The sequence below is a fragment of the Paracoccus alkanivorans genome, assembly GCF_003697785.1.
In the GTDB taxonomy this organism is placed as follows: Bacteria; Pseudomonadota; Alphaproteobacteria; order Rhodobacterales; family Rhodobacteraceae; genus Paracoccus; species Paracoccus alkanivorans.
This window is the reverse complement of record NZ_QOKZ01000003.1, coordinates 258,171-273,778: the sequence shown is the minus strand read 5'-3', so window position 1 is coordinate 273,778 and position 15,608 is coordinate 258,171. Positions and strand designations below refer to the sequence as shown.

The window sequence follows — 15,608 nt, the reverse complement described above, 5'->3', positions numbered from 1 at the left end:
CGGATTCACGCATCGGAGGTATTTTCTTTCGCGTGAATGCGGCTGAATCGTCATGTAATGCGCTGCTGTTGTGGCTCCGGTCCGGAGGCGCCGGGTCTACCCCCGGACCAGCATCGGCAGCCATAACGTCAGTGCCGGGAACAGCAGGATCAATGCGACGCGGAAAAGCTCGGCCACGAAGAATGGCATCACGCCCCTGAAGGTGTCGGCCATCGGCACATCCTTGGCCAGCGCCGAGATGACGAAGACATTCATGCCTACAGGCGGCGTGATAAGGCCCAGTTCGACTACGATCAGTGCTATGATGCCGAACCATATCTTCAGATCCTCGGTCGACATGCCGAAGCCTGCGCCATCTGCGGTCTGGTAAATGCCGCCATTCAGTTCGGACAGCACCGGCCAGAAGAATGGGATGACCAGCAGGATCATCGAAAGGCTGTCCATCAGGCAGCCCAGGGCAATCAACCCGATCAGCAGCAGGATCATCACCGTCATCGGCGCATGGCCGGATTCGATAATCCATGTCGCCATGGCCTGCGGCAGTCCGGCGCGGCTCATGAAGATCTTCATCATCTCGGCGCCCAGCAGGATCAGGTAGATCATGCCGGTCGTTCCCGCCGTTTCCTTCAGCGATTCAATCAGTTCTCCGATGCGGATCTGGCGGATCGCCGCGCCGTAGAGCCAGACCATGACAACCCCGATCGCGGCGGCGGGCGTCGGCGTGTACAGCCCCGCATAGATCCCGCCCAGCACGATCCCGAAGATCAGCAGGACCGGGATCACCCCGATCGTCGCCTCACGGAACTCGCCCGGGTCGACCCCGCCATGCGCCGGGCCGGCCTTGGGATTGATCGCGACATAGATCGCGATGGTCAGCAGAAACAGGATCACCGCAAGGATGCCGGGCAACAGGGCGGCGGCGAACATGTCGACGATGCTGGCCTCGACGATGACCGCATAGACGATCAGCACGACCGAGGGCGGGATCAGGATTCCCAGCACTCCTCCGGCCGCCAGCGAGCCTGTGGCGAGCGCACCCGAATAGTTGTAGCGTGACAGTTCCGGCAGAGCGACGCGCCCCATGGTCACCGCCGTCGCCAGCGAAGAGCCGCAGACCGCGCCGAATCCCGCGCAGCTTGCGATCGAAGCCATCGCGGTCCCGCCCGGCATCCAGCCGAGCCATGCATTGGCGGCGCGGAACAGCGCCCGCGACAAGCCGGCGCGTGAGGCAAGCGCGCCCATCAGGACGAACATCGGCACGACCGAGAGGTCATAGATCGAGAATTGCCCATAGGCGAGCGTCTTGAGCTGGCTCAGCATCAATGCCGGGCCGTCCATCACTGTCACGCCGATACCGCCCACAAGGATCATCGCATAGGCGATGGGAATGCGGATCGCGATCAGGGCGACAAGGACGATCAGCGCGATGACGCCAAGGGTGATCGGATCGGTCATGCGTCAGGTCCCGGCGAATTTACGCGTGTTTTCAAGAAAGGTGACAATGGCGGCGAAGGCCAGCAGGACAAGGGAAAACAGGATCGGCACGAAACCCCACCAGAGCGGGATCTGCAGGATGGCGCTGGTGTAGTTATAGGCCTTCTGGTCGAGCATGCCGAAATACATCCGCCATGTCAGCAGACCCGCGAACAGCGTTGCGATCAGCGCGGCCAGGCAGGTGAAGGCGGCGATGGTGCGGGGACTTGCCCCCGAAGTGAAGATATCCGCGGTCACATTGGCGCCGGTGATCTGGGTATAGGGCAGGAAGCTGAAGGCGGCGACGGCAACCCCGATCTCGGTCAGTTCGAAATCGCCGGGGAAGGGTTTCCAGACGATGCCGCCAATGACCGAGATGAAATTGATCAGTACGACCGCAAGCAGGACCATGCCCCCCGCCAGAGCCCACAAGGTCGCAGCGGCGGCGACCGCACCGGTAAATCCGCTGCGGCCGAGTTGCAGATCCAGCGCCATCACTTCGCTCCGGCGTTCTCGGCAATCAATCCGCGCGCTTTCTCGACCAGACCCGCGCCATCGATACCGCTGGCCGATACCTCTTCGATCCAGCGATCGACGACCGGGGCCATGGCCTGCCGGAAAGGTTCGGTCTCTTCCTCGGAGAGGGCGATATAGGTATTGCCCGAATCCACCGCGATCTTGAGGCCGTCATCGTCGGCCTTGCGCCAGATTTCGCCGACCTTCGCCCACCAGTCGCGGTTCGACGCATCCCGGAATGCCTGCTTGATATCGTCGGGCAGGCTGTCCCAACGAGCCTGGTTCATCGCTACCTGGAAGGTGGTGTTGCCAAAGCGTTCCTGGTTATTGAGTTCGATCTGGTATTCCGTCTGGTCCTGGATTTTCAGCGGCGGAATGATCTCCCACGGGATCAGCGCCCCGTCCACCACGCCTTTCTGCAAGGCGGTGGGCAGCTCGGGAACCGGCATCGCGGTCGGCGCGGCGCCAAGGGATTCGATGACCCACGCACCGGTGCGCGTGGGAATCCGCAGCTTGGTTCCTGCGGTGTCGGCGGGACTGCGGACTTCCTTGTCGCGCATATGCAGCGCCTGTCCCGCATGCACATGCAGGAACATCACCTCGACGCCTTTGTAATCCTCTTTCAGGTCGCTTTCGAACATGTCGTGCATGGCGAGATTCGTCGCAACCAGATCATTCTTGTAGACGGTAGGCAGCTCGAAGACCTCCGTGCGCGGGAACAGGCCCGGCGTGTAGCCGTTCACGGTCCAGATCAGATCGACCACGCCGTCGCGCACCTGCTGGATCAGCTCGGGCGGGCGCCCGCCAAGCGTCATGGAAGGAAAGATCTCGATCTTGACGCGACCGCCGGAGTTTTCCTCCACGGCCTTCGCCCAGGGTTCGAGCATGTTGACCTGTGCCGAGGCATTCGCGCTCAGCGGCTGGTGCAGCTTGAAGGTGAATTCCTGTGCCAGCGCCCGTCCGGCTCCGGTTATCACGGCGGCACCGGCAGCCAGCCCGCCAAGTACGGTTCTGCGTTTCATCTTTCCTCCCTTTCGTTGCGATCCAGACCCGTCGAGGGAGAATGGATCACCTTGGACTATAGCCATCCCTCGCCGATAAAGACAATTTGGCGCTATGCATGACCTGCATCAAAAATTTAGATGAAGCAATCGGGCTCGGGTTCCCGCTTCACGGTTCGGCGTATGGTATCAACGACCAGATCGCGGAACCAGCCATACATCGGCGAATGATGGGTTCGCGCGGTCCAGACCATGTGGATCTCGAATTCTCCGGGATAGGGACAGGGCCGCAAGGCCAGCCGGTCGGCCATGGGTTCCGCCAGCCGAATCGGAAGTGTCGAGATCAGGTCGGTTCCCGGCAGCAATTCGTCCAGTCCTGCGGGGCTGGGGATCTGGATCACTTCATTCAGTTTCCGGCCGTCATTCTCGAGGTCGACGAGGAAGCGCGACCGCCAGTCGCCACCATAATTGACGGTCAGGTGATTGGCCGCGGTATAGGCGTCTTTCGTCAATTTGCCCGAAGCCAGCGGGTTCGCGGGGTCCATGATGCAGCAATACCGCTCGGCCAGAACCGTGCGGCAATAGAAGCCGTCCTCATCCGGCCTGATCGGCCCGATCAGCACATCCGCAATCCCGCGTTTGAGCAGATCCGGCCCCTGATTGGTCGAATTGACCTGCCCGAGGCGCAGCCCCGGCGCCTGTTTGCGCAACGCACGGATCACCTGCGGGAGGATGACCAGCCGTTCATAGTGATTGCAGGCGATGGACAGGGTCTGGTTCGCCTCGGCTGGCTCGAAGGTGGCGGACGAGATCATCGCCTCGAACACGTCCAGCATATCCGATGCTTGCTGCGCGAGTTGTTCGCATCGCTCGGTCGGGACGACCTTGCCCCCGAGGCGAAAGAATAGTGGGTCGTTGAATATCCGGCGCAGCTTGTCGATCGTATAGCTGACTGCCGACTGATTGACGCCCAAACTCGTGGCCGCCGCCGTGAAAGACCGCAATTCAAAGACCAGCCGCAGTGTTCGCAGCGCGGCGAAATCAACGCCCAGGGGTAGCGAGTTCTTCATGCAAAGGTTTCCTCCCGGAACTCATGATACATATTTTTGATTGTGCCAATCAATTCCATCCAATTGTCTGATGATCGCTCGCCCCGGTATAGTCGGCTACACGCGGGCAGGCCCGTGACGGAGGAGAAGGGGGAGGATACCGGCAATGGCTATGGCGCCAGTAAATGACAGCGTGACGGTTCACCGGCTGATCGATGATCCGTATCCGGTCTATGCGCAAATGCGGGCACATACGCCGGTGGTTCAGGTGCCTTCTGTCAAGCGCACGATGCTGACCAAGGCCGAGGATTGCCGGATGGTCAAGGACAACCCGGCGCTGTTCAGTTCCAACGACCCTACGACGCCGATGGAAAAGGCGTTCGAGGCCCATACGCTGATGCGCAAGGACGGCGAGGAGCATCTGCGCGAACGCAACGCGATGATGCCGACATTCTCGCCCAGGAATCTCAAGACGATCTGGGCGCCGATGTATGAGCGCTATGCCGCCGAATATCTCGATCGCCTGCCCCGGGGCGAGGTCGTCGATCTTTTCCCGACGCTTGCCGGCCCGCTGGCCGCCCGGATACTCGCCGAATGCATGGGCATCCCCGATGCGAGCGACGAACAGATGCAGTTCTGGAGCCAGGCGCTGATCGACGGGGCAGGCAATTTCGGCTGGTTCGACGAGCCTTTCGAACGGGTCGCCCGCGCCAACAAGGAGATGAACCGGGTTATCGAGGGAAATGTGGAGCGGGCAAAGGCCGCTCCGGATCAGTCCGCACTGTCGGTGATGCTGAATGCCGAGGACCCGATCCCGTGGAGCCAGATCGTCGCCAATATCAAGATCGCCATCGGCGGAGGTATCAACGAACCGCGCGACGCCTTGCTGACGATCATCTATGGGCTTCTGACCAATCCCGACCAGCTCGAAGAGATCAAGGCCACGGGCAACTGGTCGGCGGCCTTCGAGGAGGGCGTGCGTTGGGTCGCGCCGATACAGGCCAGCTCGCGGCTGGTGCTTGAGGACACGGAAATCCGTGGCTGCGATATCCCCAAGGGAACGGTGGTGATGACCATCCAGGCCTCGGCCAATCACGACGAGGATCTGTACGAGGACGGCCATCTCTATAATGCCCTGCGCAAATCGCAGCCGCATCAAAGCTTTGGCAGCGGGCCGCATCATTGCATGGGAACGCATATGGCGCGCATGACGGTCGGCAGGCTGCTGCTGCCGATCCTGTTCGAGCGTTTCCCGAACATGCGGCTTGAAAATCCCGAGGACGTGGTCTGGAGGGGCTTCGGCTTTCGCGGCCCGATCAACATGCCCGTCCGCCTGAACTAAGGAGCGGAGCGATGCCTTGTATCACCTTTATCGCGGCAGATGGTGCCGAGACGGTCGTGGATGCCGGGACGGGCGACAGCCTGATGCAGGTTGCGCGTGCACATAATGTCGATGGGATCCTTGCTGAATGTGGCGGCGAGATGATGTGCTCGACCTGTCATGTCTATGTCGAGGGCGATTGGCTGGACCGGACCGGCACAGCCGATGAGGACGAGCGTGACATGCTGGATTTCGCCCCCTGCGAGGTCACGGATGCAAGCCGCCTCTCCTGCCAGATGAAGATCACCGACGACATGGACGGGCTGGTGGTCCGCCTTCCCGAGCGACAGGTCTAGGCCATGGAGCGCATCGTCGTCATCGGCACGGGGCAGGGTGGCTTTCAGCTTGCCGCCAGCCTGCGGCAAGAGGGCTTTGCCGGGCGGATCACCCTGATCGGGGAAGAGCCGGGACTGCCCTATCAGCGCCCGCCGCTTTCCAAGGACTATCTCAAGGATGGCAACGATGCGCGCCTGCTTCTGCGGCCGCCGGATTTCTACGAGCAGCAGCGCATCGAGGTCGTCGGTTCGACCCGCGTGACTGGCATCGACCGGGCGGCGATGGAGATCGAGACCGGGGATGGTGCGCGTATCGCCTATGACCATCTGGTACTGGCGACGGGCAGCAGGAACCGCATCCCACCCATTGCCGGGCTGAAGCGGCTCGAAGTGCTGGCGCTGCGGACGCTTTCCGACGCGAGGATCTTGCGGGATCGTGTGGAGCATATGCGCCGGGCGGTCGTCATCGGCGGCGGGTTCATCGGTCTGGAATTCGCCGCTGTGGCACGGGCACGCGGTATCGAGGTGGCTATCGTCGAGGGGGCGGACCGGCTTATGGGCCGGGCGGTCGCACTCGCGACTTCCCGGCATTTTCTGGATGCGCATCGCGAGTGGGGTTCGTCGGTGCATCTTGGACAGTTCGCGGAGGCGGTCACCGATGCGAAAGGCTCGCTTGCGGTGCGGCTCGGGGACGGTTCGGAAGTCTCCGGCGATACCGTGGTTCTGGCCGCCGGGGTGATCGCGAATGACGCGATTGCCCGGGACGCCGGGCTGATCACCGATGACGGTATTGTCGTGGACGAACTCTTGCGCAGTTCCGATCCCGATATTTCGGCGCTCGGCGATTGCTGCCGATTTGTCGAGCCGGTCAGCGGTATGCCGGCCCGTCTGGAATCGGTGCAGGCGGCGACGGATCACGCACGGACCATTGCCGCAAGGCTGGTTGGCCGACCCGAGCCTTATGGCGCGGTTCCCTGGTTCTGGAGCAACCAGGGTGATCGCAAGCTACAGATCGCGGGCTATGCTCCGGATGCCGATGACTGGCATGTTGCCGAGGCGGATGGCAAGCTGACGGTCTTCTGTTTCGCGGGCGGTAGGCTGGCGGCGGTTGAAACGGTAGGCAATGCCGGGGCACATATGGCTGCGCGCAGGCTTCTGGCGAGTGCGGGGCGAGTTCCGCGAAAACTGCTGGAGGCTGCGGATTACGATCTCAAGGCGGTCATGGTGGCGGCCTGAGCGAACAGGAATGCAAGGGGAGGGAGGATGCGATGGAATATGGTTTGCTCATCGACAACAAGGACGTGGCGGCAAGCGGCGGAACATTCGACCGGATAAACCCGGTCAGCGGCACTGTTGCCACCACGGCGGGCGCGGCGCGGGCGGAAGATGTCGACAAGGCCGTTCAATCGGCCGCCACCGCGTTCAGGACATGGTCTAAGACCGGCCCCTCCGAGCGCCGCAAGATCCTGAACAGGGCTGCCGATATCCTGGACGAATGGACACCGCGCTTCATCGAACTCGGCATTGCCGAAACGGGTGGCAGCGGGCCTTGGCACGGCTTCAACATGATGTTCGCGGCAAAGATCCTGCGTGAAGCCGCCGCAATCACGACGCAGATCAAGGGCGAGGTCATCCCCTCGGACAAGCCCGGTTCGTTGGCGATGGGCTATCGCCAGCCAATCGGGGTGCTGGTGGGAATGGCGCCGTGGAACGCCGCGCAGATCCTTGGCGTGCGCTGTTTCGCCATGCCGATCGCCTGCGGCAATACCGTCGTCATGAAAGCGTCGGAGAAATGCCCCGGCACCCATCGCATGCTGGGTGATGCGATGCGCGAGGCGGGTTTGCCCGACGGCGTGCTGAACATCGTCACCCATGACGCCAAGGACGGGCCCGAGGTGGTGAATGCGCTGATCGATCATCCCCTGACCCGGCGTATCAACTTTACCGGCTCGTCACGGGTAGGCCGGATCATCGCCGAGCGGGCGGCGAAGCATCTCAAGCCCTGCCTGCTGGAGCTTGGCGGAAAATCACCCCTCGTCGTGCTGGATGATGCAGATATCGACGGGGCGGTGAACGCGGCGAAATTCGGTGCCTTCATGAACCAGGGCCAGATCTGCATGTCGACCGAAAAGCTGATCGTGGACCAGAAGGTGGCGGATGAATTCATCGCGGCCCTGGTGGCAAAAACGGGTGAACTGAAAACCGGCAGTCCACTCGAGCAGGTGCATATCGCCGCCTGCGTGGATCGCGACACGGTGGATCACGTGGCGGAACTGATCGAGGATGCGCGGGCGAAGGGGGCGAGGATTGTCGCTGGCGGCGATGTTCCTGCCGAGGGTGCGATCATGGCTCCGACCATCGTCGACCATGTGACGCCCGAGATGCGTATCTATGGCGAGGAAAGCTTTGGCCCGGTTACTGCCGTCATTCGGGCCCGCGATACCGATCATGCGGTCGAGATCGCCAATGACACCGAATACGGCCTGACCGCAGGCGTGTTCGGGCAGGATCTTCGCCGTGCGATGGAGGTCGCGCAGCGCATCGAAAGCGGCATTTGCCATATCAACGGCCCGACGGTTTTCGACGAGCCGCAAATGCCCTTCGGCGGCGTCAAGCATTCCGGTTATGGCCGATTCGGTGGCGAGGCGGGGATTGCCGAGTTCACCGAGCTGCGCTGGATCAGCATCGAGGATCCCGCCCAGCATTACCCGATCTGAACGTCAGCGAGGCCGATCAATCACAAGGAGGCCGCAGATGGCCAAAACAAGCGCCGGTGCGGCTTTGGCGGCAAGGCTGGGAAGCCTTGGGGTCGATTACATCTTTGCCAATTCGGGCACGGATTTCCCGCCGATCATCGAGGGGCTGGCCGAGGCTGCGGCCAAGGACATGCCTCTCCCCAAGGCGGTCACGGTTCCACATGAAGGCGCCGCCATGGCGATGGCCCATGGCTATACGCTGGCGACCGGCAGGCCGCAGGCGGTCATGGTGCATACCAATGTCGGGCTCGCCAATGCCGCCATCGGGGCGATCAATGCCCGCGCGGACAATGTGCCGATGCTGCTTTTCTCGGGGCGGACGCCCACCACCGAGAAGGGCCGTTTCGGCTCGCGCACGGTGCCGATTGGCTGGGGGCAGGAAATGCTGGATCAGCATGCGCTGGTCCGCGAGGCCTGCAAATGGGATTACGAGCTGCGATTTCCCGAGCAGGTGACGGAACTGACCGACCGTGCCCATGGCATCGCCTGTTCGGTGCCGCGCGGCCCGGTCTATATCTCGCTTCCGCGAGAGGTTCTGTGCGAGCAGGTCTCCGTGCCCCAAGGCGCGGCCTCGATGCGGCCCGCCCGGTCCATGGCGCATCCCCAGGACATCGCGGCGGCGGCGAAAGCGCTGGCGGCGGCGAAATCTCCGGTGATCTTCGCGCAACGCGGCGCGGGATCGGCGCAGGCTTTCGCGGCTCTGACGAAACTTGCCGAGGACTGGGCGATCCCGGTTTGCCAATATTGGGCGTTGCAGGCCGCGATTCCCACGGATCATCCGATGGCCACTGGTCATGATCCCGGCCCCTGGCTGGCCGAGGCGGATGTTGTCCTGGTCCTGGACAGCCTTGCCCCCTGGCAGCCCGGGCAGCACGCGCCAAGGCCTGACGCCATGGTCATCCAATTGGGGCAGGATCCGTTATTCTCGCAGACACCGATACGGAATTTCCGCTCGGACCTGTCCTTGCCCGGGGATTTGGGTGAGAATATCCTGGCATTGGCCGATGCGATGGGAGCTCTCGATCCCGGACCGCGCAGCGAACGTTTCGCGGCAATAGCGGAGAGGAACGCGGCAAGCTGGGCCGAGCGGGACGAGATGCGGCAAAAGGATGCCGGGGGTCCGCATCTGACCAAGCGCTGGATCAGCGGGGAGGTTGCAGCGCTGGCGGAACGGGAGGACGGCACGATATTCGGTGAACTCGGTGTCCGGTTTCCTGATATGCGCCTGAGAACGCCCCATGCCTGGTATGAAAGCCCGCATTCCGGCGGTCTTGGATTCGGTCTGCCCGCAAGCATGGGCTACAAGCTGGCGATGCCCGGACGGCTGGTCATTTCGACGATGGGCGACGGCTCCTACATGTTCGCCAATCCGGTTGCCTGCCATCAGGTCGCCACGGCACTGGGGATATCGGTGCTGGTCATCGTGCTCAACAATTCCGAATGGGGCGCGGTCCGGGCCTCGGTCGAACAGCTTTATCCGCAAGGTTTCGCCGCAAGGGCCAACCGTGTGCCACTGACCGACCTTTCGCCATCGGCCGATTATGCGCGGGTTGCCGAGGCTTGCGGGGCATGGGCGCGAAAGGTGTCCGATCACGACGGTTTCCGTGCGGCCCTAACTGAGGCGGTCGGGCATGTCCGTGCGGACCGGGGCCTCGCGCTGATCGAGGCGACCGTGCAGCGTGACTGAACCGGTTTCCGCGATGCGGATAGCAGGGGCAACCGACCGAAGCTTCATCAAACCGTAACCTTTCTGTCAGCGACCTGTCACGGATTGACGCCATCTCTGCGCCGACCACTTGGCAGGAGCCGGAATGCGGATCGAGGCGCAACAGATCACCCGGATATTCGGAACCACGCGGGCGGTGGATTCCGTCAGCTTCACCATAGACCGGCCAATGATGATCGGAGTCATCGGCAGCTCCGGGGCGGGCAAATCCACCCTGTTGCGGATGATAAACCGGCTCACCGATGCCAGCGAAGGCAATCTTTACATCGATGGCCGCGACGTATTGACCCTGCGCGGGCGCGAGAAGCGTTCCTGGCAGGCCGACTGCGCGATGATCTTCCAGCAGTTCAATCTGGTGCCGCGCCTCGATGTGGTCAGCAATGTGCTGCACGGGTTGCTGAACAAGCGCGGGCTGGCCTCGACCCTGCTGAATATATGGTCGCCGGCCGATATCGATCGTGCCGTGTCGATTCTTGACCGGTTGGGCATCGCGGAACAGGCGACCAAGCGCGCCGAGGCCCTGTCCGGGGGGCAGCAGCAGCGCGTGGCGATCGCCCGGGCGCTGATGCAGGATCCGAAGATCATCCTTGCGGATGAGCCGATTGCCAGCCTCGATCCGATGAATGCGCAGATCGTCATGGACAGTTTGCGGCGCATCCATGACGAGGATGGCCACACCGTCATCGCCAACCTGCATACGCTGGATACCGCGCGGCGCTATTGCGACCGGGTGATCGGGATGCGCAAGGGCCGGATCGTCTTCGACGGCACCCCCGATCAGCTGACCACGGGCGCCGCCCGCGACATCTATGGCGCCGGGGCCGGGTTCAGCGAAGGCACCACCTCGACCGCCATCGACACGCCTGCGCCCGCCGATCTGGAATATGCCGAGCGGCTGCTGGCGGACTGACTTTCAACTCATGGAGAGATACATGACACGCTGCCTGACCCTTCTGGCCCTGACGACGGCGCTGGCCACGCCGCATATGGCCGCCGCGCAAGAAATCACCGAGTTCAATATCGGCGTGCTGGGCGGTGAGAATGCGCAGGAACGCATGACCAACAATGAATGCCTGCGTGTCGCGGCAGAGGAGGCACTGGGCGTGCCGGTCAAGCTGTTCACCCCGGCTGATTACGATGGCGTGATCCAGGGGTTGCTGGGCGGTTCGCTGGACGCGGCGATCCTTGGAGCTTCGGGCTATGCCAAGGCCTATCTGACCGATCCCGAAGCGGTCGAGCCGGTGCTGGTCAAGACCAATCTCGACGGTGCGTCCACCTATCACTCCATCGGCTTCGCCCGCAAGGACAGCGGAATCGCCTCGTTGGACGACATGAAGGGCAAGGTGCTTGGTTTCGGCGACCCGAACTCGACCTCGGGCTACCTGATTCCTGCCGTCGAAATGCCGGAGTCCGGCTATTCCGTCGAGCCGGGGGAGTATTTCTCCGACATCAAGTTCACCGGTGGCCATGAGCAGACCATCGTGGCGGTCAGCAATGGCGATATCGATGCCGGCGTGACCTGGGCCGACGGGCTGGGCGATTGGGAAGACGGCTACAATTCGGGCGCACTGCGCAAGGCTGTCGATTCGGGCATCGTGGACATGAACGAACTGGTCGAGATCTGGAAATCCGAGCCGATCCCGGAAGGTCCCATGGTCGTCCGCAAGGCACTGCCCCAGGACATCAAGGACAAGTTCACGGCCTTGCTGGCGGGATTGGTCGAGACCGATCCGGAATGCGCCTATGGCGTCGCCGGAGGTGAGACAGCGGGTTTCGAGCCTGTCAGCCATGACGCTTACAAGACCATCATCAAGGTCCGCGAGCAGGAGCAGGGCAAGGATAGCTGATCATTTGACCGGTTGGCGCGGAGCGGGACGCTTCGCGCCTTTTTCCATTCGATGAAGGCTCTTGGATGACTTCGACCGACAGTTCCGCCGCCATCGCTGCCGCATATCGTTCGCAACTGTCGCGCCGCCGCAGTTACAGCGCGCTGCTATGGGCGATTTTCGCGCTATTGCTGATTTCCGGCTTCCGCCTCGCCGACAAGCGCAATGCCGGGGGGTTCTGGGAAGGGCTGTCGCAGGTCTTTGACTACCCTTCGGAACTGATCGCCGAGGCCGCGGGCAAGGCGGGCAATCTGCCAGGACTGATCTGGTCGGCCCTGCCCGCGCTGGTCGAGACGCTGAACATTGCTGCCGCCGCGACCCTGACGGGCGCGATCGGAGGCGGGATCATGGCGCTTCTGTCCACGCGTGGTCTGGCGCCGTGGCCGCGCCTTGTGCCGTTGTTCCGGCGGCTGCTGGATATCGCCCGCGCTGTTCCGGAACTGGTAATCGCGCTGGTGCTGATCTTCGTTCTGGGCGGCGGCCCGGTTCCCGCCGCGCTAGCCATCGGTTTCCATACCGTGGGTGCCTTGGGCAAGCTGTTCTCCGAAGTGGCCGAGAATGCCAGCCTGAAGCCGGTCGAAGGATTGGAATCCGTCGGTGCAAGCTGGCTGCAACGGGTCTGGTTTGGCATCATCCCGCAGGTCGCCCCGAACTGGGCCAGCTATGCCATGCTGCGCTTCGAGATCAACATCCGTGCCAGCGCCATCCTCGGTTTCGTCGGGGCAGGCGGCATCGGCTATGAGCTGCGCAACGCCATAAGCTGGGGGCAGGGCCGTTATGACGCGGCGGCGGCCATCTTCATCCTGCTGTTCGCGACCATCGTGTTCTTCGATCAGCTGACATCGATGGTGCGCGAACATCTGGTGCGCGGGCAAGAGCGTGGCGAAGCCGGAGGACGGATATGATGGCGGTTCTGGAGGCCCATCCCGCGCATCGGCTGATCGGGCGCAAGAGATTGTTCTCGCTGGCGGTGCCTGCCGTGGTGCTGGCGTATCTGCTTTATGTGGCGGTCGCCTTTGACATTGCCGGGCTGGCCGGGCGCGCGCGGTGGGATAACGGCGCGGCGCTGTTGCAGGATTTCTGGTCCTACAAGATCCATGTCACCCGGAACAATCGCACCGATGGCGGTATAGAGGCCTCGGTCGAGGGGATGCGAAACGCGACCTTTTCCACTGATAACCAGCCCGACTGGATAACCGTTCGCCCCGATGGCGGACGCGAGATTGCATTGCCGCAGGGCAACTCCGTCACCTTCGCCGGGGATGGTCTGGTCACCTTGACCACCGCCGAAGCAAGCTATGACATCCGGCCTGTCTCCGACGGGATCGAGACCGATATTCCCAACCCACCCGAAGGCTTCAGCGTCTCGGACAAGCGTTTCAGTGCAGATCTGCCGGGAGGAGCGCGGCTGACCGTTACCCGTTCCCGCAGCGAGGTGTTTCGCCGTCAGCCCGGATGGGAGCTGTTCTTCTTCGATCTTTCCAGCCCATTCCACGGCAGATCCCTTACCGAACTGGTGGGCCTGGCGGTCAGTGGTGAAAGGCTGGACCCGGAGCGCTCGAACATAGCGGGGATGGCGCGGGATTTCTGGCGCAACAGCATCTGGCATCATGGCGATGTCGCATGGGCGATCTTTGAAACGATCCTGATGGCCTTCCTTGGCACATTCGGGGCGGGCCTGATTTCCCTGCCGCTGGCCTTCATGGCTGCCTCGAATTTCGCACCCATGCGGATCGTGCGGCAGGTTTTCCGGCGGTTTTTCGACTTTCTGCGCGGAGTCGATGCACTGATCTGGACGATTATCCTGTCGCGCGCCTTCGGGCCCGGGCCGCTGACCGGCAGCCTCGCCATGCTGCTGACCGAGACCGGCACATTCGGCAAGCTGTTTTCCGAGGCGCTTGAGAATATCGACGAAAAGCCCGTCGAAGGGCTGCGCTCGACCGGGGCTGGTCCCCTGCCACGTATCCGATGGGCGGTTATCCCACAGATTGCTCCGGTGATCCTGTCGCAACTGCTGTATTATCTGGAGTCCAATACCCGCAGCGCCACGATCATCGGCGCCATCACCGGAGGCGGGATTGGGTTGCTTCTGATGCAGGCGATGCAGACCCAGAAGGATTGGGAGCATGTCACCTATTACATCGTGCTGATCGTGCTGATGGTGATCTTCATGGACTGGCTGTCCGGCCGCATCCGGGCGCGGCTGATCCGGGGTTGAGCATGCCGAAACTCTCGCCGGATGCGCCGCTTCTTCATGACGGAGCAGAGATCGTCAATTCGCAATTCGGCCGCTATTGCGAGGTCGGTGCGGGGTCGCGCGTGCTGAACTCGGCATTCGGCGATTACAGCTATTGCGACCGGCTGTCGGACATCGCCAATAGCAGCATCGGGAAATTCGCCAATATCGCGGCGATGACGCGTATCGGGCCGACCGACCACCCGATGACCACGGCCAGCCTGCATCATTTCCTCTATCGTTCGGAATATTACTGGGACGATGCCGAAACCGATCCCGGTTTCTTTGCCGCCCGCGCCTCCCGGCGCACGGTAATCGGCCATGACACCTGGATCGGCCACGGTGCCATCATCAAGCCCGAGATCACCATCGGCCACGGTGCCATCGTCGCGGCGGGTGCGGTGGTGACCAGGGATGTCCCCGACTGGACGATCGTCGCCGGCTGTCCGGCGAGACCGTTGCGGCCCCGTTTTGCCCCCGGGATCGGTGCAAGGCTGGCGCGCCTTGGCTGGTGGAATTGGGATCATGACCGCCTGCGCCGGGCATTGCCCGATTTTCGCCGCCTGCCGGTCGAGGCATTTCTCGACCGCTATGAAGCGTCGTGAGGTAAAGTCAGCGTCACCCGCTCGGCTGCCCACCATGTCAGGCCGTGTTCGACCGGCCGTCCCTGCGATTCGCTGATCGCTTCGGTTCGCAGCAGGGGCTCACCCGGATCGATCTGCAGTTTCACCGCCTGTGTCGCGTCAGCAATCCTGGCGGACACGCGGGTCGAGATGCGCCGGTAATCATCGATTCCACAGGCTGCCAGTGCCGCCGTGACCGACTTCCTTTCGCGCAGCGCGGTGGGCAGGCCCGGCAACCAGTCGGCGGGGAATACCGTGCGGAACAGTGCAACCGGCCGAAAATCGACCATCGAGACACCTTCGGCCACATGCACCTTGTCGCCGGTCGACAGGCCGAGAGCAGAGGCTTCGGCCGCATCCGATGGACGTGTCATCACCGCATCCAGAACCCGGCCGGGCACCTTTCCTGCCAGCTCTATATTGCGATGAAAACGCACCCGGTCCCCCAAGGGATAATCAACCGGGCTTGCTGCCACGAACACTCCCGCGCCACGCCGCGAATACAGCAGGCCCTCGTCTGCCAGCACCTTCGTCGCATGGCGCAGGGTATGGCGATTCACGCCGAAACGCGCCGCAAGCTCTGCCTCTGCGGGCAGTTTTGTTCCCGGTGGCCATAATCCGCGGGCGATCTCGGCTCGCAGATTGTCGGCTATGCTTTGCCACAGGCTCATTTCGTCACCAAAAAT

General features: G+C 62.7%; 15 protein-coding genes. 10 read left to right on the top strand and 5 right to left on the bottom strand.

Annotated features, from left to right (window positions below; genetic code table 11):
• Nucleotides 1-96: 96 nt before the first annotated feature.
• The 4 genes from C9E81_RS09535 to C9E81_RS09520 form a co-directional block, all read right to left on the bottom strand.
• Entirely contained in the window at nucleotides 97-1,455 is a 1,359-nt protein-coding gene (locus tag C9E81_RS09535) for a TRAP transporter large permease (RefSeq protein ID WP_122112093.1), read from the bottom strand.
• A 3-nt stretch (nucleotides 1,456-1,458) separates the two neighbouring features.
• The gene (locus C9E81_RS09530) at nucleotides 1,459-1,968 is read right to left on the bottom strand and encodes a TRAP transporter small permease (protein WP_122112092.1); all 510 of its coding nucleotides are present in this window, start codon (nucleotides 1,966-1,968) and stop codon (nucleotides 1,459-1,461) included.
• Complete coding sequence (locus tag C9E81_RS09525) at nucleotides 1,968-3,011, bottom strand: TRAP transporter substrate-binding protein (RefSeq protein WP_122112091.1); 1,044 nt, start codon at nucleotides 3,009-3,011, stop codon at nucleotides 1,968-1,970. The genes C9E81_RS09530 and C9E81_RS09525 overlap by 1 nt, the downstream gene beginning before the upstream one ends.
• Before the next feature lie 116 nt (nucleotides 3,012-3,127).
• On the bottom strand, nucleotides 3,128-4,060 hold the full coding sequence (locus tag C9E81_RS09520; RefSeq protein ID WP_122112090.1) for a LysR family transcriptional regulator: 933 nt from the start codon (nucleotides 4,058-4,060) through the stop codon (nucleotides 3,128-3,130).
• Nucleotides 4,061-4,205: 145 nt separating this feature from the next.
• On the opposite strand from C9E81_RS09520, the gene C9E81_RS09515 reads away from it, so the two are divergent.
• The 10 genes from C9E81_RS09515 to C9E81_RS09470 all read left to right on the top strand — a co-directional run bounded on the left by C9E81_RS09515 (nucleotide 4,206) and on the right by C9E81_RS09470 (nucleotide 14,904).
• On the top strand, nucleotides 4,206-5,381 hold the full coding sequence (locus C9E81_RS09515; RefSeq protein ID WP_122112089.1) for a cytochrome P450: 1,176 nt from the start codon (nucleotides 4,206-4,208) through the stop codon (nucleotides 5,379-5,381).
• A gap of 11 nt (nucleotides 5,382-5,392) precedes the next feature.
• On the top strand, nucleotides 5,393-5,716 hold the full coding sequence (locus C9E81_RS09510; RefSeq protein ID WP_122112088.1) for a 2Fe-2S iron-sulfur cluster-binding protein: 324 nt from the start codon (nucleotides 5,393-5,395) through the stop codon (nucleotides 5,714-5,716).
• 3 nt (nucleotides 5,717-5,719) lie between these two features.
• A complete protein-coding gene (locus C9E81_RS09505) occupies nucleotides 5,720-6,931 on the top strand; it encodes an NAD(P)/FAD-dependent oxidoreductase (RefSeq protein ID WP_122112087.1) in 1,212 nt (403 codons plus the stop codon).
• Nucleotides 6,932-6,963: 32 nt separating this feature from the next.
• A complete protein-coding gene (locus C9E81_RS09500; RefSeq protein ID WP_122112086.1) occupies nucleotides 6,964-8,412 on the top strand; it encodes an aldehyde dehydrogenase in 1,449 nt (482 codons plus the stop codon).
• 37 nt (nucleotides 8,413-8,449) lie between these two features.
• Entirely contained in the window at nucleotides 8,450-10,138 is a 1,689-nt protein-coding gene (locus C9E81_RS09495; protein ID WP_122112085.1) for a thiamine pyrophosphate-requiring protein, read from the top strand.
• A gap of 124 nt (nucleotides 10,139-10,262) precedes the next feature.
• Nucleotides 10,263-11,087 (top strand): phosphonate ABC transporter ATP-binding protein, encoded by an 825-nt coding sequence (gene phnC / locus C9E81_RS09490; RefSeq protein WP_122112084.1) that lies wholly within the window; start codon nucleotides 10,263-10,265, stop codon nucleotides 11,085-11,087.
• Between the two features lie 22 nt (nucleotides 11,088-11,109).
• Nucleotides 11,110-12,024, top strand: coding sequence for a phosphonate ABC transporter substrate-binding protein (gene phnD / locus C9E81_RS09485; RefSeq protein ID WP_122112083.1), 915 nt, complete (start codon nucleotides 11,110-11,112; stop codon nucleotides 12,022-12,024).
• A gap of 65 nt (nucleotides 12,025-12,089) precedes the next feature.
• Nucleotides 12,090-12,968 (top strand): phosphonate ABC transporter, permease protein PhnE, encoded by an 879-nt coding sequence (phnE, locus tag C9E81_RS09480; RefSeq protein ID WP_122112082.1) that lies wholly within the window; start codon nucleotides 12,090-12,092, stop codon nucleotides 12,966-12,968.
• Entirely contained in the window at nucleotides 12,965-14,281 is a 1,317-nt protein-coding gene (phnE, locus tag C9E81_RS09475; RefSeq protein ID WP_122112081.1) for a phosphonate ABC transporter, permease protein PhnE, read from the top strand. The genes phnE (C9E81_RS09480) and phnE (C9E81_RS09475) overlap by 4 nt, the downstream gene beginning before the upstream one ends.
• Nucleotides 14,282-14,283: 2 nt before the next feature.
• Nucleotides 14,284-14,904, top strand: a complete 621-nt coding sequence (locus C9E81_RS09470; protein WP_122112080.1) for an LbetaH domain-containing protein — start codon at nucleotides 14,284-14,286, stop codon at nucleotides 14,902-14,904.
• On the opposite strand, the gene phnF is transcribed toward C9E81_RS09470, so the two are convergent.
• Nucleotides 14,889-15,593, bottom strand: a complete 705-nt coding sequence (phnF, locus tag C9E81_RS09465; protein ID WP_122112079.1) for a phosphonate metabolism transcriptional regulator PhnF — start codon at nucleotides 15,591-15,593, stop codon at nucleotides 14,889-14,891. The genes C9E81_RS09470 and phnF overlap by 16 nt on opposite strands.
• Nucleotides 15,594-15,608 lie beyond the last annotated feature (15 nt).